The 23,872-nt window shown below is 58.1% G+C and carries 19 protein-coding genes; 9 read left to right on the forward strand and 10 right to left on the reverse strand.

Annotation, left to right across the window (positions count from 1 at the left end; translation table 11 throughout):
• Window positions 1-2,390: glycosyl hydrolase family 65 protein (locus tag VGG64_26235; protein HEY1603130.1), on the forward strand; the 2,390-nt coding region annotated here is incomplete at its 5' end.
• Window positions 2,391-2,454: 64 nt separating this feature from the next.
• Here VGG64_26235 and ligD read toward each other — a convergent pair.
• The 4 genes from ligD to VGG64_26255 form a co-directional block, all read right to left on the reverse strand.
• Window positions 2,455-4,089, reverse strand: coding sequence for a non-homologous end-joining DNA ligase (gene ligD / locus VGG64_26240; GenBank protein HEY1603131.1), 1,635 nt, complete (start codon window positions 4,087-4,089; stop codon window positions 2,455-2,457).
• 120 nt (window positions 4,090-4,209) lie between these two features.
• Complete coding sequence (locus tag VGG64_26245) at window positions 4,210-5,466, reverse strand: hypothetical protein (protein HEY1603132.1); 1,257 nt, start codon at window positions 5,464-5,466, stop codon at window positions 4,210-4,212.
• A gap of 906 nt (window positions 5,467-6,372) precedes the next feature.
• Window positions 6,373-6,789 carry a hypothetical protein gene (locus VGG64_26250; protein ID HEY1603133.1) on the reverse strand — a complete coding sequence of 139 codons (417 nt, stop codon included), beginning with the start codon at window positions 6,787-6,789 and terminating at the stop codon, window positions 6,373-6,375.
• Between the two features lie 274 nt (window positions 6,790-7,063).
• A complete protein-coding gene (locus VGG64_26255; protein HEY1603134.1) occupies window positions 7,064-7,492 on the reverse strand; it encodes a hypothetical protein in 429 nt (142 codons plus the stop codon).
• A 481-nt stretch (window positions 7,493-7,973) separates the two neighbouring features.
• Between VGG64_26255 and VGG64_26260 the strand changes: the two genes are divergently transcribed.
• Window positions 7,974-8,372, forward strand: a complete 399-nt coding sequence (locus VGG64_26260) for a BON domain-containing protein (GenBank protein HEY1603135.1) — start codon at window positions 7,974-7,976, stop codon at window positions 8,370-8,372.
• 31 nt (window positions 8,373-8,403) lie between these two features.
• Entirely contained in the window at window positions 8,404-8,928 is a 525-nt protein-coding gene (locus VGG64_26265) for a hypothetical protein (GenBank protein HEY1603136.1), read from the forward strand.
• A 203-nt stretch (window positions 8,929-9,131) separates the two neighbouring features.
• On the opposite strand, the gene VGG64_26270 is transcribed toward VGG64_26265, so the two are convergent.
• Both VGG64_26270 and VGG64_26275 read right to left on the reverse strand, forming a co-directional pair.
• On the reverse strand, window positions 9,132-10,415 hold the full coding sequence (locus tag VGG64_26270) for an MFS transporter (protein ID HEY1603137.1): 1,284 nt from the start codon (window positions 10,413-10,415) through the stop codon (window positions 9,132-9,134).
• A gap of 422 nt (window positions 10,416-10,837) precedes the next feature.
• Window positions 10,838-11,788, reverse strand: a complete 951-nt coding sequence (locus VGG64_26275; protein ID HEY1603138.1) for a hypothetical protein — start codon at window positions 11,786-11,788, stop codon at window positions 10,838-10,840.
• A gap of 710 nt (window positions 11,789-12,498) precedes the next feature.
• Here VGG64_26275 and VGG64_26280 point away from each other — a divergent pair.
• Together VGG64_26280 and VGG64_26285 are read left to right on the forward strand one after the other, a co-directional pair.
• A complete protein-coding gene (locus VGG64_26280) occupies window positions 12,499-12,942 on the forward strand; it encodes a PRC-barrel domain-containing protein (GenBank protein HEY1603139.1) in 444 nt (147 codons plus the stop codon).
• Window positions 12,943-13,232: 290 nt separating this feature from the next.
• Window positions 13,233-13,592 (forward strand): 4a-hydroxytetrahydrobiopterin dehydratase, encoded by a 360-nt coding sequence (locus VGG64_26285; protein ID HEY1603140.1) that lies wholly within the window; start codon window positions 13,233-13,235, stop codon window positions 13,590-13,592.
• Window positions 13,593-13,676: 84 nt separating this feature from the next.
• Here VGG64_26285 and VGG64_26290 read toward each other — a convergent pair whose 3' ends face one another.
• From VGG64_26290 to VGG64_26305, 4 genes are all read right to left on the reverse strand, one after another.
• Window positions 13,677-15,815 (reverse strand): mechanosensitive ion channel domain-containing protein, encoded by a 2,139-nt coding sequence (locus VGG64_26290; protein HEY1603141.1) that lies wholly within the window; start codon window positions 15,813-15,815, stop codon window positions 13,677-13,679.
• A 307-nt stretch (window positions 15,816-16,122) separates the two neighbouring features.
• Entirely contained in the window at window positions 16,123-16,320 is a 198-nt protein-coding gene (locus VGG64_26295; GenBank protein HEY1603142.1) for a hypothetical protein, read from the reverse strand.
• 97 nt (window positions 16,321-16,417) lie between these two features.
• On the reverse strand, window positions 16,418-17,572 hold the full coding sequence (locus VGG64_26300) for a hypothetical protein (GenBank protein ID HEY1603143.1): 1,155 nt from the start codon (window positions 17,570-17,572) through the stop codon (window positions 16,418-16,420).
• Between the two features lie 80 nt (window positions 17,573-17,652).
• On the reverse strand, window positions 17,653-19,209 hold the full coding sequence (locus tag VGG64_26305) for an FAD-dependent oxidoreductase (GenBank protein HEY1603144.1): 1,557 nt from the start codon (window positions 19,207-19,209) through the stop codon (window positions 17,653-17,655).
• A 462-nt stretch (window positions 19,210-19,671) separates the two neighbouring features.
• Here VGG64_26305 and VGG64_26310 point away from each other — a divergent pair, with 462 nt between their 5' ends.
• The 4 genes from VGG64_26310 to VGG64_26325 form a co-directional block, all read left to right on the forward strand.
• Entirely contained in the window at window positions 19,672-20,298 is a 627-nt protein-coding gene (locus VGG64_26310; protein ID HEY1603145.1) for a UdgX family uracil-DNA binding protein, read from the forward strand.
• 505 nt (window positions 20,299-20,803) lie between these two features.
• Entirely contained in the window at window positions 20,804-22,069 is a 1,266-nt protein-coding gene (locus tag VGG64_26315; GenBank protein ID HEY1603146.1) for a fibronectin type III domain-containing protein, read from the forward strand.
• A gap of 273 nt (window positions 22,070-22,342) precedes the next feature.
• Entirely contained in the window at window positions 22,343-22,477 is a 135-nt protein-coding gene (locus tag VGG64_26320; GenBank protein ID HEY1603147.1) for a hypothetical protein, read from the forward strand.
• 154 nt (window positions 22,478-22,631) lie between these two features.
• Window positions 22,632-23,872 (forward strand): HAMP domain-containing sensor histidine kinase (locus tag VGG64_26325; protein HEY1603148.1); only part of this gene is annotated, 1,241 nt, incomplete at its 3' end.

The following is a 23,872-nucleotide window of genomic DNA, read 5'->3' on the forward strand; positions in this document are numbered from 1 at the left end:
ATGCCAACGGAATGGGCGGATTGACGCGGGACGGACGAGAATATGTGATCACGACCAATCGCGCGCAGCGCACACCAGCGCCGTGGGCCAACGTCTTGGCAAACGCCGAGTTCGGTACCGTCGTGACAGAAAGCGGAGGCAGCTACACATGGTTCGAGAACGCCCACGAGTTTCGGCTGACCCCTTGGTACAACGACCCGATCACCGATCGCAGCGGCGAGGCCCTTTATCTGCGTGACGAAGAAAGCGGTCGCTTCTGGTCTCCGACGCCGCTGCCGGCGCCGGGACACGCGGGCTATGTCACGCGGCATGGTTTCGGTTACAGCGTATTCGAAGCAACCGAAAACGGCATCGTATCCGAGATGACGATGTTCGTGGCGCTCGATGCACCGGTGAAGGTCATCCTGTTAAAGATACGCAATACGACTCAAGAAACGCGGCGTCTTTCGGCGACATGCTGTGTGGAATGGGTGCTAGGTGAGTTGCGGCCGAAATCTTTGATGCACGTGGTGACGGAAATCGATCCGCAGTGCGGGGCACTGATCGCGCGCAATGCCTATAACGCGGAATTCCCTGGTCGTTTGGCCTTCCTGGAGATGAGCGAAGCGCAACGCACGGTTAGTGGAGACCGAACGGAGTTTTTCGGCCGCAATGGCACCGCGGCCAATCCCGCCGCGATGTCGCGCAGCCGGCTTTCCGGCAAGGTTGGCGCCGGGTTCGACCCTTGCGGGGCTATGCAATCGGCGTTCGAGCTTGCGGCAGGGCAGGAGCGCGAATTGGTCATTTGCCTGGGTGCGGCCGAGAACATCGATCAGGCGCGCGATCATGTGCAACGTTTTCGCGGTGTGGGGGCCGCGCATGCGGCTCTAGAAGCGGTCTGGCATTATTGGAAGCGCACGCTAGGCGCCGTTTACGTGGAAACGCCCGACCCCGGGATTAATGCTCTGGCCAACGGCTGGCTGTTGTACCAGACCTTGGCCTGCCGCATCTGGGGGCGCAGCGGCTATTACCAATCGGGCGGTGCCTTTGGGTTCCGCGACCAATTGCAAGACGTTATGGCGCTCGTGCATTCACAGCCGCAGTTAATGCGCGAGCACTTGCTGCGCGCGGCCGGGCATCAGTTTCCGGAAGGAGATGTACAGCATTGGTGGCATCCGCCGACAGGACGCGGAGTTCGCACACATTTTTCCGATGATTACTTATGGCTGTCCCTGGCAACTTGCCGGTACGTGAAGCATATCGGGGACACAGGCGTGCTCGACGAGCGCGTCCCGTTTATCGAAGGCAGGCCATTGAAACCCGAGGAAGAGGCGTATTACGACTTACCGACCAAGAGCGACCAATCGGCCACGCTCTATGACCACTGTGTACGGTCGATCCAAAACGGCTTGCGATTCGGCAGCCACGGCCTGCCGCTGATCGGTTGCGGTGACTGGAATGACGGCATGAACCTGGTAGGGGAGGGTGGAAAAGGAGAAAGCGTTTGGCTGGCATTCTTCCTGGTCCACGTTCTGCACGAATTCGCCGACGTGGCCCGCCTTCGCGCGGATCAAGCTTTCGCCGATAAGTGCCTCGCACAGGCTGCCGAGCTGACAAAGAATATCGAAAGCAACGCTTGGGACGGAGCCTGGTATCGGCGTGCCTACTTCGATAACGGAGAGCCGCTGGGGTCCGCTCAGAATAGCGAATGCCAGATCGATTCCATTCCGCAGAGCTGGTCTGTCCTCTCCGGCGCCGGTAGCGCCGATAGATCGCGGCAGGCGATGGCCGCGGTCAACGACCGTTTGGTCCGGCGCGACGCTTCGTTGATTCAGTTGTTTGATCCGCCTTTCGATAAGTCGCCCTTGGATCCGGGCTATATCAAGGGGTATCTGCCTGGGGTGCGCGAAAACGGCGGGCAATACACGCATGCCGCAATTTGGACCGTGATGGCATTTGCCGAGATGGGGGATCGAACGCGCGCGTGGGAATTGCTGTCGCTCATTAACCCTCTGAACCACGGTTCGACCCCGCCGGGAATCGCGACTTACAAAGTCGAGCCGTACGTCATTGCAGCCGACGTCTATGCGGTGTATCCGCATGTGGGTCGTGGAGGTTGGACGTGGTACACCGGTTCGGCAGGCTGGATGTATCGGCTGGTTATCGAGTCGTTACTCGGAATCCGACTCGATGTCGATAAACTCCGCTTCCAGCCCTGCCTACCGTCGGGATGGCCGTCGTTGCAGATCCACTACCGCTACCGCGAGACTTTTTACCACATTACGATCCGCAACAGCGGTGGCGGCACAACGGTCAATCGCGTCGTTGTCGATGGAAACGAACAACCCGAAAAGTACGTTCCACTAGTCGATGATCGGCGGGATCATCGTGTCGAAGTCGAAGTGAGCTGACCTCGTAAACCGCGCATCGAACGTGAAGGCGGCAAATGCCGTGAATTGCACGCGAGGATGGCTATTAATGGATCCTGAGTTTGCGGATCATCGACGCGGTGATCGATTGATTCGTTGACAGTATTTCTGCCCAAGGGTCCTGCTTGAGCTTTGCAAAGCGGGCAGGCATATTCTTCACGCGGAAATAGCTCGACGTGATTTTAGGGCTCAACTCTTCCCACTCCAGCGGTACGCTCACCGGTGCCGTAGCGCTGGCTCGCGTCGAGTAAGGGGCGATGGCGGTGGCGCCGCGATCGTTTCGCAAGTAATCGACGAAGATTTTTCCTTTACGAGCTGCTTTGCTCATCTTGGCGATGTACCGATCCGGAGCCGCGGCGACCAGAAAGTCTGCCACAGAGCGGCAAAAGGCTTTCGCATCGGCCCAAGTGGTGCGGCGGCGAATCGGCACCACGATATGCAGCCCCTTGCCTCCTGTCGTTTTTACGAAGGAGAGTAGTCCTAATTCTTCAAGCAATAGCCGTACTTCTCTCGCTGCCGTGACGACTTGAGGCCAGGCGACGGTCGGATCTGGATCGAGGTCAAAGATCAGGCGGTCGGGTTTTTCAAAGTGATCGGCTTGCGAACCCCACAGATGGATTTCCAGAGCGCCCATTTGCACTAGCGATACTAGTCCGGCGAGATCGTACAAAGCCAGGTAATCTTCGGTGGTCCGCTTTTCTTTGACTTGGAACCGCCGCAGATATTCGGAGGTTCCTTCGCCCGGATGCTTTTGGAAAAAACACTTTTGTCCACTGCCGGCCGGACAGCGGACCAAAGATAGCAATCTATTTTGTACGTGAGGCAACATCCAAGGCGCCGCCTGCTCGTAGTATTCGGCCAGATCCAGTTTCGTGATGCCGACTTCCGGATAAAGGATCTTGTCGGGATGAGACAAAGTCACGCCCGCGACCACGCTTGTCGCGGAGCTAGCCTTTGTGTGCGGTGGGGATTTCGGCTTCTTCCTGGATTTCATCGCGGTCGCAGTGGCTCGCGCATGATTTCGAGAGGTTGCCGCTTCGCGACGCGCGCCGGCCCGAGTCCGCATAGTGCGACCGTTTTGTGCCACGGCGCCGCGTGGCCCCCACACGCGATCCGACTGCGCGGCGATTTGCTCGAGGTCGCGCCCCGTGGCAATGCTCAGAGGTTTTTTGGCGGTGATATCGAGGGCCGGTTTCGCGTAGCGGTCCTGCTCCTTGAACAAAAACCAATGCCGTTCGTCGGCCGTGCTGCGTCGCCCTCCCTTGCGAACCAGCATCCAACCACCATGCAGCTTGTGGCCCTTGAGGACGAATTTTAGAGCGCCGTCCCGGTAGCCTTTTCTGGCATCTCCGACCGCCTCCCAAGTGCCTTGGTCCCAAAGGAGAACGGTTCCCCCACCATATTCACCTTGCGGGATGATACCCTCAAAGCTGCCATACTCCCGCGGATGATCCTCGACCTGCATGGCCAAACGCTTTGTGGCGGGATCGAGCGACGGCCCCTTGGGCACGGCCCAACTCTTCAAAACGCCGTCCAACTCCAAACGAAAATCATAATGCAGATGCGAAGCGTCGTGTTTTTGAATAACGAAGCTTAGATTCTCGCGCGAGGCAGCAGTCTTGCCGCGCGGCTCGCCGGTGACTCTAAAGTCTCGCTTCCTTCGGTATTCGGTCAATCCCATATACGGCCATCATGAAGCATCGGAACCACGATCCCAGCATCGGCGCCATGCGGCTGCCCTACGAAAACATGTCGCGCCGCGAGAAGCTGCGGCGCGACATGCTTACCATCCGGCCTCATTCTACTGCTGGCGGAGTCCGTCGGCATTGAACGGCTTTAGGTTCGTCAATTCGCGATGGTTTTCTGTCGTGGGAAACAGGTCCCATAAGTTATCAGACCCATCGACGCCGATTTGCAGATTACCGACCGTCAGTGGTGTCGACCGCGCAACAAATTCTGAGCCATTGCCGCGATCGAATCGAACCACAATCGGGTAGCTCGAACTGAGCGTTCGCGCGCCGCCCGCAGGCACGGTCAGATCCTCGCCGTGGAAGATGAAGTTGAATTCCTGCTTGTTTTGCGAGTTGTCCAGCACGATTTCAAATCGCTGCCGATAAAGCTGCCAGCCAAGATCCGTGGGCGTGAAATTGTAGGTGCCCGGGGACAGCTTGTAGGACGCGTGCCCATACTTGCCCCCGCGGTCATACTCGATTGTCCAACTCCGCCCATTGCTAGCCGGCGCCAACTTTTGCGTCATGCCGGGCTGCGCAACATAGTGATTTCCGTTGATGTTGTAATTGATCGTGCCTCGCGAACTGGCTGGGTTGACCAGCAGCACGCCGTCGGTGACTTCCTGTCCTTGAGCCTCGGCCAAGGGGGCACCCGTCACGATCGGCAGGCCGAGAGCCTCGGCCGCGTTGCCTCTTGAAATGATCAGCGATGCATGGCCCTGATGTCCAATGAGTATCTCACGGTCGCTGAGCACGATGGCTGTGCCGACGGGAAGCGTGGGGTCGAATACCATGGTCACATCGCTGCCGGTCGGGAGTTTCGCGATCGAGCCTTTGCCCGGAGCCGCCGATTCGATCATTTTGCGGGCTTCAACCCACGTCTTGAGTGCTTTGACTGGCCCCGCGACATCCGCGACGGCGGGGGTCGACCCAGCGATCTTGCCAAGCGCCATATCGAGGTCGGCAACATTTTGCTTCATGGCCGCCTTATTTTTTTCCGCGTCTTGCGTCAGCCGCGTCATCAGCCGTTTCACGTCGGCTTCGTGGGCCGCTAACTCGGCGCCCGCAGTGTCCTGAGGGTTGCCCTTGACCCAAGTTTCGTACACCGCCGTCGGGTCGCCAGCGCGCAGCGCGCCGATCAAGGCTTGCTGGCTTTCAGTTTTCCAGCCGGTCGTCTTGGTAAGGATAGCTACTTCGTCCGGCAAAATGGTCTTGAGCTTTTCGCACAACTCTGTCACCTGGTCGGAAATGTGCCGATCGATATTCGACAACGCAGTACGTTGAGAGTCGGCAGTGAGTGGCACCGGACAAAGAATCTTATTACTCATTGCCACGGGTTTGTTCGGCTCGAAGCTGTTAGCCCGTAGCGCTGAATTCCCCAATGATGGCTGTGGGCCGAATCGGGCCGGTGCAGCTGTTTGGCTCCGTGCAGTGTCACTCGCGTAACACAAGAGCCCGCAGACCATAGCGCATTGCAACATTTTTAGAAACATGGCCAGATCCTCCACGGCAGACAAAAAGGGAAAAGGCCCCTTCACTCGGGGCAATTTGAAAACATGCGCACAACCCGTAACCGGTAGTCTTGCGCTTGCAAATAGTGTTCCAAGTTCGGATTCCGGGCGGATCGCTCGCGCGGACCGATGTGATCTGGGCCGGCGCTTGTCAGTGTGACAGCCAGGCAATCAGCCGGATCGATCCCAGCCAGCATGAAGTGGCAATATTTGCAGCCGCAATCAGACGAGCCACACGGGAAATGTTGTTCCGTTTTCGTGGTAAGCTATAGATTGAGGCTGCCCGTCGCGGCCGATTTGGAATTCACGTTCGAACGCGTAGAGGTCAAGAATGAATAGCTCCCTCGTTCGTTGGCTCGGGGGGGTGCTGTTTACCGTGACCGTCCTGAGTGTGAGTTACGCTCTGGCCGAGCATCCACGGTGGGCCCCGATGGCACCTCAGCCGACTGCCAAGACGAATCACAAGGCCCACACGTCGCGTAGTTATCGCGGCCGCTCCCCAGCGCGCATTAGGAATTCGAATTGCGCGGCAGTTGATGGGCGAAAGTTGCAGGCCTTCAAGAGTGAACGTTCCGTGTCGTCGGCAGGTCCAGCTGCGGCGCCGCAAGCTCGGGCTGTCGACGCCGCCCCGCACTAGCGCGTGTCTGCGGTGCCATTCATCGGGGTGTAACGGCGAATTGAATTCGTCGTTGAAGTAAGACCGCCTCTACAGAAGGATCGATCTCAGGTATCCGTCTCGGATGACGGCCCGCCCTGGGAATTGAGCCATTCTTCATCGGGAACTTCCGATCCCCGCTCGCCTGCTCCGCCCGATTGTTTCCACACGTCGAGCGCGCCGTCGGCGAAACCTTGCACGAATATGCCTTGCCGCAAAGCACTCTGCGGCACGTTCGCGTCGAATACCACCGCCGAGCGCCAAAACCCGGCAATGTCGCGCGGCGTTTCGTTTGATTGCGGATATAGCACCTGAAACAAACGCTTAAAGGCCGTTTGTCCGGCATCGTGGCCGACGAACCAGCCCTGCCAGTCGCGATCGGATTTCCCCATGTGCAGGGCTTGCAGATTCCGTAACTCGGCCTCGCAATCGGCGTGCTTTGCCCAATGCTTTCCGCGGGCCAGCCCATCGTCGTATATTGCCATTTCGCGACCTTTTCCCGTCAATCGATCTCAACCTGCTTTGGTAATCTGGTGACGCCGCGTGCGCGGGATCACATAGAGGGTTGTAGCGGATCGCTCGCCGTCCCGACAGATGCCAGATGATGCCGTCACGCATCGACCAGGAGATGGTCCTTAATCATCGGCACAAATCAGAGGGCGAAAACCCCGCTGCCGCGGAAAGGCCACGAGCTGTAACGGGAGACGCGTCACCCAACCATAATTCAAAGGCCAATCCGCTGCGGTGCGCGACGGGCCGCTACGCTTTCTTGTTCGAGGCTTTGCGTGTTCCCTTGGTCTTCGGTTTTGACGCGACCTTGATCGCGGGCGCGCTGGTCGATTTCTTGGATGCGGGTTTCTTGGTGTGTTTTTTTCCGACCTGGGCCGACGTCTTCGAGGTAACCTTGGCTGCTGCGCTCTTGGACGAGGCAGCCGTCTTGGCGCGGACACTCTTGATCACCTTGGCTCCGCGCTCTCCGGCCGAGCGAATTGTGTCGACCGCGGTTTTCAGCGGGTGATTTCCTTTAGCAGACGAATTGCCAACCAGGGCGCCTACAACCCCGCCGGCGACCGCGCCGACGGGCCCCCCGACGATTCCGCCCAAAACCGCACCGGTGACGCCACCGGCGGTTTGCTTCGAGACAGTCGTCACATTCTCTTTCTTTGTCTGTTGCGTCTTTTTTGGCATCGCGTGTACTTCTCCACTTGCTAAGGATCTTGGGATGGCCCCGATCGCGTGGAACCGCGGACGTTACAAATTTGAAACCGATCGAATCGCCTTGAGCGCGGCCATGAGTTCAGCCGCACGTCGACCAAACGGGTGAGCTCCTCACGTCCAGCACGGCTGCATGTCTGTCATTCTGCACCTGTTTAATGCCGGTCGCGTGGGAAATGACCAGTTTGTCAAGCAGTGCAAATGCGAGGCCTTATTGCGGCCAAGGGTCGACTTAGTTAGCTGTTTTTTGCGCGACCAGCATGAATCGTTGGCATAAACAAGTTTTGGGCACCCATCATCGTGCGATCGCATGAACGTCGACGGGATTGCCAGGCACATACGTGTGTTTGTCCGACAAACGCCCGCTTTTGACATCCGTACGGCACGTCAATTGCAACCATAGTAGAGAGGCGGCATGGCAGAGATGGGCATTTCTTCAATGAGGGAATTACCTATGAAAGCGACCTGCTTCGGCGGATTGTGTCTTTTGTTGTTAGCTGGATGTAACGACAGCGCGTTGTCTTCCAAGCCATCACCGTCGAACTCGCCGGCGGCTGTTGATCCAACGAACACGGGGACCAATACGCGTGACCGTGGGGCAGCCACCAAGACGCCGATCGATCAAAACGAGAACCAAGCGGACATAGATCTCACCGCGGGGATTCGGAAGCGGGTGATCGGCAGCAGCGGTATGTCGACCGAGGCGCAGAACATCAAGATCATTACTCAAGACGGCAAGGTGACCCTGCGCGGCCCGGTGAAATCGACTTTCGAAAAGGACAGAATCGAGATTATCGCCCATGAAGTTGCCGGGGTGACCAACGTAGATAGTCAACTGGACGTTGCTCCCTAGCTTCTCACTCAATCATTTAGGAGTTCCGGTCATGTCTAAATCAGTGTTTTGCATCGTTAAAACGCGCGATCAGGCCTTGGGAATCGTCGATCGCCTGCGGGAGGTCGGATTCACGAGTAGTGACATTTCTGTGCTGATGCCCGACAAAACCGGCACGCGCGATTTCGCGCATGAGCATCATACAAAGGCTCCCGAGGGAACCGCCGCGGGCGCTGGAACCGGCGCAGCGATTGGGGGTGGGCTCGGCTGGCTGGCAGGCATCGGCGCGCTAGCCGTCCCGGGACTTGGGCCACTCATTGCAGCCGGCCCCATCATGGCCGCCCTTGCCGGCGCCGCCGTGGGAGGGACGATCGGTGGCCTGACCGGCGCACTGATCGGCCTGGGCATCCCCGAGTTCGAGGCCAAGCAATACGAAGGAAAAATCAAAAGCGGTAATGCGCTGATCTCCGTTCACTCAGAGGACTCGGCCGAAGTCGCGCGGGCGAAAGAAGTCTTCAAGTCCGCAGGGGCCGAGGACATCGCCTCGACGAGCGAAGCCACTGTCGGGCGGCGCTAAAAGTCGCGGATTGTCCTGGTTTGTTTTATTCCCGTTAGCATTTACGCGGATGGGATGCGGTTAAACGTCGTGACGGGCGAACGCCTCCCGGGCGTAGCCAGTCACGACGTTTTTCTTTTGCGCCAGGAAAGCTATCCACTCGCTTGCGAGCGGTGCCACGGCGTGGCAAAGGCGAATTTAAGTGATGAGATCGGGCAACGTCGTCATGCTGCCGTTCGATCGCGGGGCGAAACGCCTCGGGCGGGAAACCGACGATCTCGCGACCATCGCCGCCCGGCTCGGGTCAGGATTTTGAAAACACGTGCAGCAGGATGCGCGTGCTCCTCGGCTACTTGCAACAATAAAAGCGCGCTGCCGAGACGCATTAAGGCGGACATCGCAAAGATCAATTGCAGCCCCCAGGCACTCGGGGCACTGCTCGTCGTAGCGAACCAACTGGCCAAGGCCCCGCCGACGATGGCTCCTCCGGCGGTCAGCGGCCCTGTGGTCGCGTTAAACAGGGCCAGATATCCCAGACTGCGGCCTGCCGGCGACAATTTTAGCGACAGCGCGTTCGGGCCGAGCGCCACCGGCGCGGAGAATATACCGCAGCAATGGATCGGCACCAGCAACCACAAGCTGGCTGGCGAGACAAACAGCCACAGTAAGGGGCAAAAGGAGTCCGCAATTGTGCCTAACAGGACCATATTGCGCGTGCCAAAACGATCGCCAAATCTCGTCCAAAGCCGGGCGGTTGCCACGCCCAATAGACTGGAAAACGTGAGCAGGAGCGTCACGATGGCGAACGGCACCTGCAAAACGGCCAACATGTAAACGGCGAAGAACGGTGTGGCAAGATTGGATGAGAAATTCCACACGCCGTAAAAAATAATCAACCGCCGAAAGTTTCGGTCCTGCCAAGGGCGTCCGAGCAATTGCGCGAAGCCCGTGGGCTCGGATTGGATGTGCACCGCTTCCGGGATCGTTTGCAGTATGAACAGGCCGACGATGCCGCAGGACATGGCCGTGATGAACACAGCGACAAAACCCATCAGCGAATCAGGCTGCCGGCGAAGCGACGCGTCTATAAACAGGCCGCCGCCGACACTCATGGCGAATGCCAAGGCGGTATTGAAAACATGCCGGCGCCCCAGGAACCGCAGCCGGATCTCGTTGGGCACGAGGTCCTTGATCCAGGAAAGCCAGGCGCCCCCGCCGATCGAGGCAAACAGGCTCGAGATGGTAAGCAGCCCAACGATATAGCGGACGCGATAGGCTGGTTCGCAGAAGGTGGCGAACAAGATCGGAATCCACATCAGGCGACTGATCCAAGTCGCTACCATGCAGATGGTTTTGCGATGCCCCAACCGATCGATGGCAAAAGCCCCGCCCAGTTGCGCGACATGGGCCAGGGATGCGGTCGCGGCTAGCAGACCGATTTCAAATTCCGTGGCGCCCAGGTGCAAGGCAAAAGCGGTCAGAAAGACGCCGCCGAGCAGCGTCGTCATGATCGTCGCCAGAGATCCTTCGATGACCGAACAAGTTAGTGCGCGAGAGAAACGTCCCGCCTCCATAACCACCAAGATCCCTTCCGAAACGACGCCTGCCTATAACCCAGCGAGATTGTGACCGCGTCAAATGATAGGAACTGTTCGAAACGGGTCAACGCCGATGATGTAGTTTTTGCCGGAGGGCCCAGTCCTCCTGGTCCCCCTGGCGATCAGCGCCTTCGAACGAATCCAATTCCAGGGTAATCGCGGGCAAGCCATCCCGCCAACGAGCATTGCCGCCAGTTAGAAATTCCCAAGAAACGGGGCCAGGCAATTGGGCAAAACCGCTAGGAAAACACGAATTGCGGCTCCTAACCACAAGGCGGCTAGAAATCACTGGATCGACCCTAGTCTGGGTGCCGCCCAACTTCCCCTATTCCTTATTGTGCCATGGCTCGCAGCTGAGCCTCGGCCGCTTGCACGGCTCGGCTGGCGTTTTCCAACTCTTCTTTGCGCCGCAACGTTTCCTTTCCGCTGAAGACACTCCCTCCCGACAGAGAGATCATTTGCAGGACGTTGCCTCGACCCTGCGTTTTTGCCTCTAACTCGGCACTGTGCGTTTGGGCTGCGAAGAAATCTTGGGCTATCCTGGCCGCCTTGGCGTCCGAGGCCAGATACATGCCAATTTCGGCCTGGCATTCGCCGGCCGGCAGCTGGCACGTGGAAAACTTGGATTGCCTGGTGGCCCTGGCAGAGCACTCGATCGTGCAAACATCGCCGCGCCAGGATTGGGGAACGACGGCGACGATGGTGAAATCTCGACCCCCTTCTAGCGACGAGGTGCGCGAAGGTCGAACGCGGTAAAATACTCCGTGTTCGCGCTCGATGGTTCCGCTTGCCAGCACGATATCTTTCGCCGCGACCTGCTTGTATCGACTGGACTCCGATTTCTTTGAGCTGCGGTTATGAGAGCCGCCAAGAGACAAGGGCGCGACGGCGCCTGCCCCCTCCAAGCCATTCGATTCCGATTTCTCGTTTTCGGCAGTCACCTCGATTTGATCGGACGCTACGGTGCTTTCGAGCGTGGTCTTGGGAAGATAATCTCGGATGCGCACAAACTCGTCGGTTTTGATCATGTAGACGAAATCGGTAATGTCCGACGCGTCCCCCTCCACGATCCTGGCCGAGATACGCAGCTTCGCCTCGATTGTTTTCAAGTCGGGGCGCCCCGCGGTCACATCGGGTCGACTAACTTCTCGGACCTCGATGGAGCAGGGCAAATCGAAAGCAATCTCCGCGGCATAGCCGCGCATGCCCTGGCAGGTTGCCAGTACGACCGCCGCCCGAAAGATGCCAAGGTGAATTCGCCTCGATCTCTTGAGGGTATCCATTCCCAGACCTCCGTTTCATCCTTGTTTGTACACGGCACGAGCGATTCCCGGTTGGCTGACCACATAGGGTCGTCGGCCGGTCTTCGTAAATCCGGGTAATGCAAAAGGCGGTCCAAATTCCAAATCGTTTTGCGACGTAAATACGGACGGATCTCGTACGTGTTGGTTGGCAATGACTTCCGTCGATTTTAGAAATTTCGCCTCCTCCCGTTTCACCTTGGCAATAGCGGATGAATATCAGTCTGAGTGTGGTCCGCCAGAGCACTCATTCGAGACGAAGAAAAATGGGAAGTTTTCCTCAAGCCATGCGCCGCGATTGCCGCAACGGGGAGGCTAGCCCAGCTGAGAGACGCCGCGAGTGCTGCTTGAAAGGCTGAAACTCAGCTGCATCGGAGTGACTGACAAGCGGGGCCTCTTGCACATACGCGCATAAAGTGCGCGCGACCGAAAGCGCTCGGCTTTAAGAATAACGAACGCGGAACTTCGCAGTAGGCGGATGCTAGCAGGTAGCGCAAGGCGATCACGATTGGCCGGCCGTTCTTCAGGATGGTCTTGTTGAAATCAACGGCCTCGCCGCCGCCGCACGCGATAGTTGTTCAATCGCGGCAATCGAAAAGGAGCGGTGCGTTCTTGGCACGCCTTGTGCAACGCTGTGGCGGGAAGTAGTGGACGACAGGCTCGGCATTCCTCTAACAACAAAGGAAGTACCAATGCTCAAGCCCAGACACGTATGTGCCGCGATTGTGGTTGCTCTCGGTTCAGCGACGTTTTCGATTGCTGCCGCTCCGTCCAACGCCGCCCCGGCTGCGTTTCGAGCAAGCACGATCGAGCATCTGACCGTGCGAAACGCCTCCGGAGATAATTTAGGAAAGGTCAAGGATTTGGTCATTGATGCGGGCACGGGCAAGGTCACTTACGCCGCGCTCGACTTCGGCGGCTTTTTGGGCTTGGGTGACAAATTGTTCGCAGTGCCCTGGCACGCATTTCGATATGTCGGAACGAGCAACGACGAGCATTTAGTGCTCGATGTCTCGAAGGAACATCTCAAGAACGCGCCTGGATTCGATAAAGATCACTGGCCCAACATGGCTGATCCGCAATGGTCGCGCGAAGTCGACAAGTTCTACGGACCGCCTCGCACGGCAAACCGTTAAATGCCATCGACGGACTGTCAGCGACGTGGTTCGCGCGGGAGGGGGATGACTTGCCATCCCTCTCCTCTTTTTTTTGCTCCAAGCACAAGGCATGGGAAGGATGTCGCCTCGCAATCAGGCAGCCACCGCCGCGCCATTTTTCCGACGTGACCCAGTCGTTCGGCACGCCCTATCATAAATATAATTCAATCACTGATTCAGTTTCACTCTCATACCGCCGCGGGGAATAAACCGCTGACACGTGTGCAACGAATTACCGCCAGTAATCCATTGAACGAGGAGAGCCCATCATGACCAATACAGCATTAAGTGCGCGGCATTGTGCTGCGTGTGAGAAGGAGTGCCCCGTATTAACGCCGCGCCAGGCGTCAGACTTGCTCCAGCAGCTAAAGGGCTGGACCTTGACAAGTGAAGGCAAGCGGATTCGAAAGCAGTGGCGGGTCAAAGATTTTGCTGAAGGACTCGCGTTCTTTCAGCGTATTGGCGAAGTCGCCGAAAGCGAAGGGCATCATCCGGACCTTCATCTGACCGGCTATCGCGACGTGGCCATCGAGTTGTGGACGCATGCCGTGGGCGGATTGACGGAAAACGACTTTATCCTGGCGGCAAAAATCGACGATGTACCCGTCGAGCTCAAGACCGAACACTAACTTATTGGGCCGTGCTGTATTTGACGCGGCTGCTATACATTGCAGGTGAGTGCCGACGGAACGTGGTGGCGGAATGGTTCAGGGCTATCTTATCTGGACCGAGCTGCGAGCTCGCTTCATTGCTTTGGCTGCCGTCTCGTTGCTCATTTTCTGAATGCGGGCCAAAGTCGTTGCGTCGGTCGCATCGCCGGAAATGTCTTCTTCTTCTTCTTCTTCTTGGGTCGTCTTCACATTGGCGGACGATTCCCCTTCCGCAGGCGGCCGATAACGATCGCCAATCACTTCCAAGATTTCGCTCTGCACGAGCGCGCTGCGCACGAAGCTGCTGTGCTGCAGCCAGAAGTGGACCTCGAATACGAGCCAATAGGTGTCGACCTCTTTCAGTAAAACGAAGGGGCGTGGCGATTTGACGACCATCGGATGCGAAAATGCGATCTCGAGCATTTGCCATTTCGCCTCGTCGATCTTCACGTTCCGCTCAACCGTGGCAGCGACCCACATCTGCACCAGGTTATCGGAGAGCGTTAGATTGGTGACTTGTTCGTCAATCAGGGCCTTGTTAGGCACGATCAACTCGTGATTCGACTCCGTTTGAATGCGCGTGCTGCGCAACCCTATATGCTGGACGATCCCCTCGCTCCCTTCGATCCTCACAAAGTCGCCGACGCGAATCGGCTGCTCGGTTAGCAGGATCACGCCACTCATAAAGTTGTTCATGATGTCCTGGCTTCCGAAGCCGACGGCGATGGCAGCGGCTCCGCCGAGGAACGCAAACGCCGCCAACGGTATTTGCAGCAATCGAAAAGCCAAGACCCCAAACACGGCGCACAGGCTATAGAAGAGAATTGATTTCAATGCCGAGGCGGTGCCCCTATGCAGGCCCAGCCTGGGCAATAAGCGCCGGAATACGATACGGCTCAGCGCATACGCCACGAAGACCCCCGCGACGATATACACCAACAGCACCAGCAGCGTTCCTAGCGTCACTGCCTCATCTTCATCGCCGGCGACCGGATAATTCCATAGAGCCTTAAGAGAGTCACCAAGCGAGCCCAGATTGCCGCGGTCCGTCGCGGATTTCTTCTTGAGTTCATCACGGAATCGGTGCAACCACCGTTCGGCGCCTCGCACGTCGTTGAGCTGCTCTGCGCACAGATCTCGCAGTTCTTGCAGACTGGACTGTCGCAACTCTCGTAGCTGCGGATCGGCCGAATTGGCCGCCGCTACTGGGGACGTCGTGGCTTGGCTGTCGCGCGCGGCGTCGCGCCGGTACTCGAGCGCCCGGGCCATGTCGCCCAATTGGTCCAGGAACTCGTCAAGTTCATCCAGCCATTGACCAGCCTTCGTGGCCTCAACCTTATCGTTTGCCAATTCAAAGCGGCGCCTCCACCACTTGCGCAGCGTTGCGGCATTTTCGACCTGCTGGTCCAGCACCACGACTTCCGACTGGTAGGCGTCGCTGACGATGCGCCAAGCATCGGTCGTCGCATCTTGATCCGGTTCGGATTCCTTGCCGACGGCGCGCGTTTTGTCGGATTGTTTTTTCGTCGCCGGTAGCTGCTGCAAGTGATTCTCTGCCTCGCGCAATTGCCGCCGGAGCTGCGATTCTTTTTCGACAAAAACGCCTAGCTGTGCATCGCGATCCTGCGGCGAAAACACGGCCGTAGCCTGAATGGCGTCAATCTTCTTGGTAAGAAAGCTTTGCCGCAGTTGGCAAAGGTCCAGTCTTTGGTTCTGAAGTTCAACGTCGGCCTGTTTTAGAGCAACCGTCGCCTTGGCAATCAATCGCTGCACTTCATCGCGGCTCATCAGCGATTCTGTGGCTTGGCCGGCTTCGCTGCCGTTGGCGGCGGGTGACGACGGGTGCTGCGGCGTTTCCCCGTTAATGTTGTCCAGATCTTGGTGCGCGGCTTGCAGCATCTTATCCGCCGATTTGACTTCGGCTTTGAGCGCCCGTTCCTCTTCCCCGGCTAGCACGCGTTGATCTTGGAGTTGATCCAAGAGCAAGAACGAATAGGGCTTGGGGTCGTTGGGACCAAACTTGTCCAGCGCGTCAATCGCGTGCTCGATTTTCTTTTTGTCCTGGTCGAGCTGTCGCATCTCGTCGAGGTGCGCCTGATTTTGACGGTAAGTGGCATCCAGGGAGAGAAACAAGGGCTCGAGCTGATCCCAGACCTCAGATTCGTCGGCCGCCTTGAGGATGGCCGACTGCGCGGTGAGCATCTGTCGCGCTTGCTGCAAATCCCCGACGGTCTGCTTTGTAGCCGCCTGGTCTCCCAGCCCGGCCAGCGAGGGGTGCGGCGCCGCTAACGCAGTCGCGCAAAAAATGAAAACAAGCAGAAACCGGCCTGCGCCCCGTGGCAGCCCTGCATGGTAGAGGGGGAATTGACATGACCTGCAAGACAGCCAGTCTCGGCCGAAAGTACGATCTGCGCGAGGAGTTCTCATGGTCGAATAAGATCTAGCCCGGCTGCGGGGTTTTCGCACTACGAAACGCGTTTAGTCCCGATACGACGCTAACCCACGCTTTTTAGTTGCCAAATTGTTGCACGATGCCAATGCTCCATAGTTCCAGTAGCCGCAGGCCGGCCAGTTCGTCTTCGCAGATGCGGCCTGCTTGCAAATGAATCCGAAGGATGGCATCGCAAAACGCCAGGGCTTCGCGAGCGCGCTCAAGCGTTTCCGCGGGCGTGGCTTTCGTGAAGTATGTTCCGATGCGATTGACCATGGTCTTGCTCACGAAATCGACGCAGTGACCGAAATAGCAAATTAGATAAGCTCTGAAGAGCACCTTTACCGGCTGTGTCCCCGCACCTGGAACGCAACTATCGTGCCAAGCGGGAGGCCCGCCGAGACCGGCGTGTCAGGATCTTCCGGCGCCCCCTGGTTCGCGGAGTGCCGGCATCGTGTTTACGCACGGCTCGCTTCATACGCTCCTGCAAGAGGGCCAAAATTGCGGCTTCCTCTGGCCCGAGCGCCGTGAGGCCACTCCGCAATTCTCCTTCGGCGCGTCGTTGGAGAGTTGTCAGCAAGGTCCGATCCATATAGGCATCCAGCACGGCGGGATGAACGTAACATTTTCGGCAAACCGCGGCCGTGTTGCCCAGCCGTGCGGCTACGCGCTCGATGGCGCGGGTTATGTTGCGTTTCGCTCGGGCGTCGCTGTCGAACTCTTCGAACTCTTGCAGTGCTTGGGCGGCGATTGCGGTGCCTGCCCAGGTGCGAAAATCCTTGGCACTGACATTGCGTCCCGACACCTCTCGCAAGTAATCATTGACGTCGGCCGAACCAACGTCGCAGACCTGGCCTCGTTCGTCGATGTATTGAAACAGTTCCTGGCCAGGTAGATCCTGGCAGTGTCTTACGATGCGGGCGAGCGCCGCAGACTTCATATCGCACTCGTGAATGACGCCACGTTTGCCCCGAAAACGAAAATGCAGCGTTGCGCCGCGAACTGCCGCGTGCCGATCTTGCATCGTCGTCAGCCCAAATGAGTGATTCTGACGAGCGTATTCGTCGTTGCCGATCCGGATCAACGACGTTTCCAGCAGGCGGACAATGGCTGCCAGCACTTTTTCGCGAGGCAAGCCCATTTTTCTCAGGTCGCTGCATACGCGCCGCCGAATACGAGGCAACACCTTGGCGAATGCCAGGATGTTGGTGTATTTGCTCTCGTCGCGATATTCGCGCCAACGTGGATGATATCGGTATTGCTTGCGTCCACGGGCGTCTCGGCCGGTCGCTTGCAGGTGCTGGTTCTTGTGGGGCGCAATCCAAACGTTCGTCCATGCCGGCGGAATGGCTAGTGAACGAATGCGCGCCAGCGTTGCAGCATCGCGAACGAGCCGCCCTTGCGGATTAATGAAAGCCGTCTGGCGACCACGGGATTTGCGCCGGATTCCTGGGATGTCGTCCGAACTGTACCGCAGGCCCGCCGTGCCGGCGATGTGTCGGGCCTCGCGTGTCGATTGGTCGTTCACGATCATTTTCTCGCGTGTGCGAACCAGCGTTGGTGCTGCTCAATGTGTGCCGCGCACTGTGACTTCGCCTAGCGAACGAATCAGGCATCGGCTGCGGGCTTGATCTTCTGTTTGCGTTTTGAGGGGGCGAGTGGTTCTAAAGGAGTTTCTGCGGGCCCGGCGAGAACCTCGCCTTCGGGAAGAAACCGCGACCCGTGACAGGGGCAATCCCAGGTTTTCTCGGCGTCGTTCCATCGCACAAGGCAGCCCAAATGGGTGCATACCGCAGAGACCTTCAGGAGGCGGCCACGCGCATCGCGCGAACAAGCGACCCGCTGGCCGTCAATCTTGAGGATTTGACCTTCGCCGCGCTTGATGGCGCGGGCGGTGGCATGCTTGAGCCGGCGCATATGATCGGCAAGGAAATAATACGGAAAGTCCATGTTCTGTTTTACGTATTCCCAGCCGCCACCGAGGATCTTGGTGCGGCCGACGGAGAAAAGCCCTTGCCATGGATTCTCTTTCTTGAGCACGGCATCGCGGGCCATCATGCCGGCTAGCGTGCCGAACGTGATACCGTTGCCATTGAATCCGGTGGCAACAAACTGCCGATCGGTAGTCTCGCCGATCAGCGGCAGTCCATCGTTGGTCGCCACGACTTGTCCTGACCAGCGATGGTCGAGCTTTGCGTTCGGTAAGACGCGCGATAGTGTCTGTGCCAAGCGGTCGTAGCAATTTTCGGTGTCGGTCTCTTGGCCTGTCTTATGGTCGTTTCCGCCGAAGATGATTCGATCGAAATCATTACCCGCATCCACCCGCAGGTAATAGTAAGGATTGCCCGTATCCCACAAGCTGAGATCGGGCACCTGCACGGCGGGAAGGCGTCCGCTAACCACGTAGGTGGAATAGCTTGTTAATTTGGACTGCAGGAGAGAAGCCTTTACGAGTCCGTTCTTTCCTGTCAGGGGGACATGAGTGGCGATGACGACGTAATCGCAAGCGATCTTGAAGCCGTTGGCGAGGACGGCAAGCGGTGCCGATTCGACGTCGGTGACCGTAGTACTTTCATGGATGGAACATCCGTCCCCCTGGACCAAGTTTGCGAGGCCGGCCAGGTATGCCATCGGATGAAATTTGCCTTGATCGCGGATCCGTATCCCCGGCTTATCGACGACCGGAACACAGGGGACGAAATCAACGTCAAAGCCTAGTTTGCGAGCCACAGTCGCTTCGTGCTGCAGGTCACCCGTTTCGTCGCGGGTGCCGTCGAGCGCGGCGGTCAGAAAACCTGGCGTGCGGCGAAACTCGCATTCGATTCTATTTTCCGTGACGATTTGCTCAATCAGATCCAGTGCGCAGGCGCCGCCATACCAGGCGAGCGCAGCTTGATCAGCCCCGAATGTCTTTACTAGCTGCGTCAAACGCGCGTCAGTGTCACAAGTGAGATGCGCCGTCGTGTGGATCGTATCTCCGTGGCCAAGCCGATCACGCTCTAGTAAACAAACCCGCTTGCCAGCCTGCTTGAGAAAAAGCGCCGCCGAAAGTCCGGTTACGCCACCGCCGATAACCACCACATCGAACTCCCCGGACCGGCGCAATGTTGGAAATCTCGGCAGCCGTACATCTTGCCACAAAGGCTTTGATTTGCGGACCTTCACAGGATGAATCCCTAACGGTGTGATGAGGGCCGGCTCGCGTCCGAACGTGGAAGCGGAAAGCGAAATCGCGGCGAAGTAGTCGGACGGCCCAACCCAAGCGTTAGGGGCCTAGGGCAAATCGCATGCCACGCGTCGAACGAAGGCCGAGGCTTATCCCTGGGCTAGGTCGAGTTAGATCTCGCGCCGAGACTTGCGTTTGGGACAGAGCTGAAGCGTCGATCCGAAATGGCTCTCACTCAATGTTCAGTCCGCGTCGGTCCGGGGCACGTTTTGCTCTGGCATTTAATTTGCTTTTCTCTGTTGCGGGCTTATCCGCCGCTTTTGTGTATTGCAATGATCAGAGAGAGCCCAGCATGGCTCCGTGAAGAACACGGGCGCGGTACCAAAGCAAAGACGGCGGCGGGGTTGGATTAAAAATGACCGGTGTTGGACGGCAAAGCAACACACCAACGGGCCGTCGATATGAAATCTACTACTGCTCAGGCATTTCTTCCTCGCGGGCGCAGTCTCAGCGCGCTGCGCGCAGCGGCGGAAAAGTGCCAAGGGTGTGCGCTGTATCGTAGCGCTACCCAGGTCGTCTTTGGCGAGGGTCCGGCGCACGCGCGCTTGATGCTCATCGGCGAAACACCTGGTGACGAAGAGGACCTTGCGGGACGCCCTTTCGTCGGGGCTGCCGGCCGCTTGCTTGACCAGTTATTGCAGGAGGCCGGCATTGACCGCGCGCAGACGTATGTGACCAATGCGGTGAAGCACTTCAAGTGGACGCCGCGCGGCAAGCGAAGGCTCCACGCCAAGCCCAACTCGAGAGAAATCAATGCTTGCCGTCCGTGGCTCGAAGCGGAAATGTCCTGCATCGACCCGCAATTGATCGTCTGCCTGGGCGCGACGGCGGCACAGGCCTTGTTAGGGCGCGACTTTCGCATCACCCGCCGGCGCGGCGAATTTCACCCTGGTCGTGAGGGGGGACAGATTTTGGCGACGTATCATCCTTCCGCCGTATTGCGGGCGCCGGACGATCGCCGACGTCGGACGATGCGTGCCCAACTGCTACGCGATCTGCGAAAAGCGGCCGCATGGCTGGCGAAATAGCGATTTGCCTCGATCTATTGCGCTTCGGCCGATTTCTGGCGCCAGTCGATCATAGTCGCGCACGGCGGCTGGGCCTTGTTTGCATCCCTTTCTCAATTCGGCGCTGAGCGCAAGTCGACACCCGGCCCGCGCCATCGCGCCTACATACATTTTCTCGTGGTCATGCTACGTACGCTCAGGCTTCTATCAATCCATTGACAGCACGATGGCAGTCACACATTGCGACCGTCGATGGTCGCAAATGCGTTCGACAATACCGGCAAAACAGCGACTCATTCCCGGCAAAGCGCCGCATAGGCACGATTTTTTATCTCAATGGCACCGGTCGTGCATTGGACGCCGTCCGGTCGCTTTAGTCGTTCAACTGAAACGGCCGACAATGATGCGGCGCTTTTGTTTCGGAGGGTATGGCTGACGATATCGCGACTTCCGAGAGCTTCCACGGTCGCGACGACATTCGTGGTCGAAGATTTAACTTTCCTCTTCTACTGTATTGGATTCCGCCATGTTCGGATCATCGCGATCGCGCGTGGGCCGTTTCAGTCGCCGCTTGAACTTCGAGCGTCTGGAAGAACGCTACGCTCTGTCAGGGGGCGCGGTGGCAGCGATCGTGGCGGGCCCCGTGCCGGCCAACGCGCCTAGCGGCCTTCAGTCACCGCTGGCGACCTCGTCGCCTGCGGCGATAACCGCGCCTGTCAACTTTACTGGAACTTCCATTTCGGATACGCAGGTAAGCCTGAACTGGTCCGCAACCAATGGCGCACTTGGCTATGACCTCTACGAGTTCATAAATGGTCAGCCGATGATGTTGGCAACGTATCCCGCTACGACCAACTCGACAACGGTTTCAAATCTTGTAGCGGGGACGGATTACGCCTTCAATCTGGTGGCCTTCGATGGCACCAGCTCGGCCGCGACACCTTGGATCAGCGTCACCACGACAGGCGCCCCAGCCGTTTTGTCTCCGCCGGCCAGCTTCACCGGGTCGGCACTTTCCGCCACACAGGTTTCATTAAACTGGACACCTACGGCCGGCGCCGCGGGCTACAACCTATACGAGTTTGTCAATAGTCAACCGACGCTTGTTGCGACTTACGATGCGACAACCACGTCGGCAACGATTAGCAATCTGAACTCGGGCACCACCTATCCATTCAATCTCGTCGCATTTAGCGGCCAGCAATTCGCGGCGACGCCGTGGATAGGCGTAACGACCAATGGTGGCAGCCAGCCCGTGCTGGCACCACAAAACTTTACCGCTCAGCCGATGTCCAATACCCAAATCGGATTGACCTGGTCGCCCGATAGTAATGCGACCGGTTTCCGGCTTTATGAGTTCCTGAATGGGCAGCCGTCGTTGATCGCGACCTACGGAGCGGGCACGACGTCGGCGACTGTCAGCAACCTGACGGCGAATACCACCTATTCCTTCAATCTGGTGGCATTCAATAGCGCAGAGACCGCCGCCACACCCTGGGTGGCCGCCACCACGACGAGCGGGCCGCTGGCTGCGCCTGGCAATTTTGTCGGGTCACCGCTATCCAGCTCCGAGATCACGTTAAGCTGGTCGGTAACGCCAAACGCGACGGGCTACCGTTTGTACGAATTCGAGAATGGGCAACCGACACAGATTGCAACCCTTGATTCCTCGATGACCTCGACGGTCGTCAACAGTCTGATGACGAACACGCAATACGCGTTTAACCTGGTGGCCTTCAACGCCGCCACAACAGCGGCGACACCCTGGATCGCGGTCAACACAACGCTCTGACCGATCAGTCCGTAGCTTGTGGGTTGAACTACTCGACGTCGTTGTCCAAGCTTCGACGGTGTATCGACTCCTCGAAGCGGTCGAAGATTGGTCGCGAAAGAGTCAAGCCGATCGCGGGGCGACCATTATTGCAGGTGTTATCGCCCGAGCAGTCGAGAGCGCGTTCCCCTCGACGGTCCTATTCTAATCGACTGGCAAATCTTCTAGCCGGTGGCATGGACTTTGCAAATCGCTATCTTCAAAGGCGATACGATGGACGGAAGTGCTTTCTCATTGAAGAATGTTCTGGGACCGGAAAAGCTGCTCGAGAAGCGTCTCCTCAAAGAGTCCGACCGCAAGAAGGGTAACGATGGCGATGTCGCCAAAGTCGCCGAATCGTATAAAGGAAAGAAAGAGCATCGGGCCTAAGGGCCATTGAGAGTGACGCTGAGATTTAAGCGGTGACGGTCGGAAATAGGGAATGTCCCCGCGCCGGGTTGGATTTCTCGCGGCAAGTACGCCGCAACGGCCCGTAGAATTCTGTATGGGTCACACAAAACGGATCTTGGGTGGAAAAGTCGTCATGTCGATCGATCCTCACGTTATTTGGTCCGAGCGTTTTGAACAGATTGGTTCGTTGATCGAAGCAAACGCCGAAGTGCTCACCGGCCGTTGGAGCGAGCAGGCCCTACAAGAGCAACGCGACGCGTCGGCGGCGCACTACGACGAAATGCACAATCGCCTCCCCGAGTTTCTGCGCGAGATGGGGCGAGCCCTCAGCCAAACGGACAGTACCGTACCGCGTCCGCACGCCATGCTGGCCCTGGCTCATGGCGAGCAACGCTGGCACATCGGCTGGAACCTGGGCGAAGTCGTTTGCGACTTTCAAATTCTGCGGCTCGTCGTTCTCGAATATCTCGATACATGCTTAGAGAAACCGCTGACCACCAGGGAAGTGATGGCAATCGGTCTCGCCCTGGACGAAGGGATCTCGGCCAGCGTCATGGCCTACGTCGGGCATCAGGAAAACGCGCTGCGCGAGGCGAACTCGCGGTTAACAGAGTTTCTGCCCGTGCTCGGGCACGAGTTGCGTAATCCATTGAGCGCGGTCGTGGGCGCTATGGAATTAATCAATCTCTCGCGTGTTCAGGATGAGGTGTTGCGCGAGGCGCACAAGATCGTCGAGCGGCAGGTCCATCAGATCATTCGCCTTGTTGACGACATGCTGGATATCTCGCGAATCATGCGCGGGCAGCTGGCCGTTCGCGCGGAGTTGCTCGACGTACGAAAGATCGTCCAAGAGGCCGGGGATCTACACCGCCCGCTATTCAGCGAGCGCGATCAAACACTTACGCTCTCGCTGCCGAAAGAGCCGCTGTGGATTCGCGCCGATCCAGGCCGATTGCGGCAAGTGCTGACCAATCTGCTCAACAACGCCATGAAGTATACGGAACCCAAGGGTCAGATTGTTGTCGACGCGGACAAACGAGACGATCGGATCGTGATTAGCGTGCGTGATACGGGCGTGGGAATTCAGGAGGACTTGCTGCCCGGCATCTTCGACATGTTTGCCCAAGGACCGCAGCACAAACATCAAGGTCTGGGGATCGGACTGGCGCTCGTACGCGCGCTGGTGCAAACGCACGGCGGCACGATCAAAGCCACTAGCGCCGGCCCGGGAAAGGGAAGCGAGTTTACGATTGAATTGCCCGAAGCGCGACAAGAGGTCCCGCAGTCGGAACCGGCATCATCCGTCGAGAAGCACCCGGCCAAAGCGGCCGCGTGTTACCGCATCCTCTTGGTCGACGACCATCAAGATGGCGC

Source organism: Pirellulales bacterium, from assembly GCA_036490175.1.
In the GTDB taxonomy this organism is placed as follows: Bacteria; Planctomycetota; Planctomycetia; order Pirellulales; family JACPPG01; genus JACPPG01.